Origin of the sequence: Craterilacuibacter sp. (assembly GCF_051659485.1) — a bacterium.
In the GTDB taxonomy this organism is placed as follows: Bacteria; Pseudomonadota; Gammaproteobacteria; order Burkholderiales; family Chromobacteriaceae; genus Craterilacuibacter.
Genome location: NZ_JBOFOO010000002.1, coordinates 1 through 2,812 on the forward strand (window position 1 = coordinate 1; position 2,812 = coordinate 2,812).

Below are 2,812 nucleotides of genomic sequence, written 5' to 3' on the forward strand. Positions count from 1 at the left end.
GGCTGAACCCCGAGGCTTGCCGCGCCCCCGGTCAAAGCCGGTCAGCCACATGTCGCGCACGATGACCAGCTGCAGCGGGTCGGCTGGGTCCTTGAAACGCTGCTCCAGCCGCTTCTTCACCTGCTTGGGGTAGACGTGCGGGCGCAGCAGCGCCTTGTCGGAAGCCGAGCCGGTCATCACGATCTTGATCGCGCCCTGATCCGGGTATTCGTCGTGCCAATCGGGGCGCAGCGCGCAGATCGCGTTATACAAATGCACGCAGATCTCGCGGCTCATGGCCACCACCATCGCCTTGCCGCGCTGCGCACTCTGCCGCGCCTCGAAATGCACAACCAGGTCTGCCGCCACCTGCTGGATGCGCGGGTCGGCACCAACGACCTTCTCCAGCGCCGCCCACTTTGACTTCAGCCGTGACTGCTGGTCTTCCTCCTCGTCCTCGGCCAGCTCGTCCACCTCGTCGTCGATCAATGGCAGTGCGGCGTCAAGCAGACGCAACTTGGCCAGCCGTGACTCGTAGTAGATGGCCACCGTCGCGCCGTCTTCCTTGGCCTGCTGCATGTCGTAGATGTGGATGTAGTCGCCGAACACCGCGCGGGTGTCGCGGTCTTCGCTGGACACCGGGGTGCCGGTAAAGGCGACGAAGGTGGCGTTGGGCAGTGCATCACGCAAGTGCTGGGCGTAGCCAACCTGATACTGGTAGTGCGTAGCCTGCTCGCTCGCCACACGCCCTGCCGGCTGCGCCCGTTCTTTCAGCTTGGCCTCGAAGCCGTACTGGGTGCGGTGCGCCTCGTCGGCGGTGACCACGATATTGTGGCGGTCGGACAGCATCGGGAAGCTGTCCTCGTCCGCGCCGGGTGCAAACTTCTGGATGGTGGCGAAGATGATGCCGCCGGAGGGCCGCCCTGCCAGCCGGGCGCGCAAGTCCTGCCGGGTATCGGCCTGCACCGGCTGCTCGCGCAGCAAGCCCTGCGCCAGCGAAAACACGCCGAACAGCTGGCCGTCCAGGTCGTTGCGGTCGGTGATCACCAAGATGGTCGGGTTTTCCATCGCCGCCTCACGCATCACCCGTGCGGCAAAGCAGGTCATGGTGATGCTCTTGCCGCTGCCCTGGGTGTGCCACACCACGCCGCCCTTGCCCTTGCGGCTGCCTACGACATCGGGGCGCGATGCGGCAACCACTTGGCCGATAGCGCTGCGCACAGCGTGGAACTGGTGGTAGCCGGCGATCTTCTTGATCAGCTTGCCGTCATCTTCGAACAGCACAAAAAAGCGCAGGTAATCCAGCAGGTAGGCCGGCGCGAACACCCCGCGAATCATGGTTTCCAGCTCGTTGAATGCCCCCAGCGGGTCAAGGCTCACCCCGTCGATGGTGCGCCACTGCATGTAGCGCTCGGCGTTGGCAGACAGCGATCCCATGCGCGCCTGGCTGCCGTCGGAGATCACCAGCATCTCGTTGTACTGGAACACGTCCGGAATCTGTTCTTTGTAGGTCTGCACCTGCTCGAACGCCTTCCAGATATCGGCATTTTCATCGGCTGGGTTTTTCAACTCCATCAGCACCAGCGGCAGGCCGTTGACGAACAGCAGGATGTCTGGCCGCCGCGAATGCTTGGCCCCCTTCAGCGTGTACTGGTTGACCGCCAGAAACTCGTTGGCGCCGGGCGCATTTTCCCAGTCGATCAGCCGGGCGAAGTCGCCGCGCGTCTCGCCGTCCTTCTGATACTGCACCGGTACGCCGTTCACCAATAGACCATGGAAGTGGCGGTTGGCCGCCAGCAGAGACGGCACGCCCAGATCCATCACTTGCGCCAGCGCATCCTCGCGGGCGGCAAGCGGCAAGCGGCAGGCGCGGGTTGAGGCGGGCAATCGCCGCGCGCAGCCGCGTGAGCAGCAGGCTCTGGCGGTAGTCGGCGCGCTCAGGGGCGCTGCCATCTGGCGCGATGTCATAGCCGCACACATGGCTGTAGCCGATCTCTACCAGATAGCTCAGTGCTTCCTGTTCCAGTTGGTCTTCGGTCATGCGGTTCCCCTTGTGGCCGCAGTGCGGCCTTAAAGCTGTCTGGCCAGCAGCCTGCTGACCGATTTGCATCCTGCGCGCTGCGCCGGCCTGATCTGTTGTCAGCTGACGTTCTCCGGCACCCGTGATATTGCCCTGCCATCGGGCAGCAACTTGCTGCCCAATCTGTACACACCATCGACACATCCGCCAAACGTGTCGAAAAAATGCCAAAAAATCGACACATCTTTGCCATCTGTCGATGGCATCACCATGTCTAGCTGTTCAGCGCCTCGGACATAGATCGTATGGTTAGCGGCCTGCCAGATCAGCCCGCCGCCCCAACACTGAAGGCGCCGCAGGCACGCAGGGCGGTATAGCGCGCGTTAAATCCGCGCCGCATATTACTGCCCAGCCATACCGGATTTTCCAGCAGGCCATCGCAAACCCAACGCCCCTGCAAGGCCATCACGCCGCCGTAAAACACCGCGCCGCTTTGCCCCCTGGTCAGCATGCGCAGAGGGTCATTCAAGCCCAGTACGCCGTAGGCCGCTTCAGTTTGCTCGTCCAGCAACACCGAGTAACTGCGGGTGTCCTTCAGATACAGCCAGCGGCCAATTTTCATACCGGCAATCGCGTCCAGCATCTCGCCATCCGCCTGCGGATGGGCCTGCCGGAAAGCATCAAGCAGGGTACGGTCCGCCGCGTAATGGCGGCGGCCGATCGCCAGCAAGCGCGACGTGAGTTTGCCGCGCTTTACCTCTTTGCTGACCAGCGTACCGAGAAAATTCGTGTAAGCCGCGATAAAACGGTCAG

The 2,812-nt window shown here is 63.1% G+C and carries 2 protein-coding genes and 1 pseudogene; all 3 read right to left on the minus strand.

Annotated features, from left to right (window positions below; all coding sequences use genetic code 11):
• Positions 1–1,866, minus strand: a 1,866-nt coding sequence (locus tag ACRC1E_RS00015; RefSeq protein ID WP_438513058.1) for a type I restriction endonuclease subunit R, incomplete at its 3' end; no start/stop codon positions are given.
• Between the two features lie 31 nt (positions 1,867–1,897).
• Positions 1,898–2,203 (minus strand): annotated as a pseudogene (locus ACRC1E_RS00020) (hypothetical protein); the annotation flags it as partial.
• Positions 2,204–2,324: 121 nt separating this feature from the next.
• Positions 2,325–2,812 (minus strand): hypothetical protein (locus ACRC1E_RS00025; protein ID WP_438513059.1); only part of this gene is annotated, 488 nt, incomplete at its 5' end.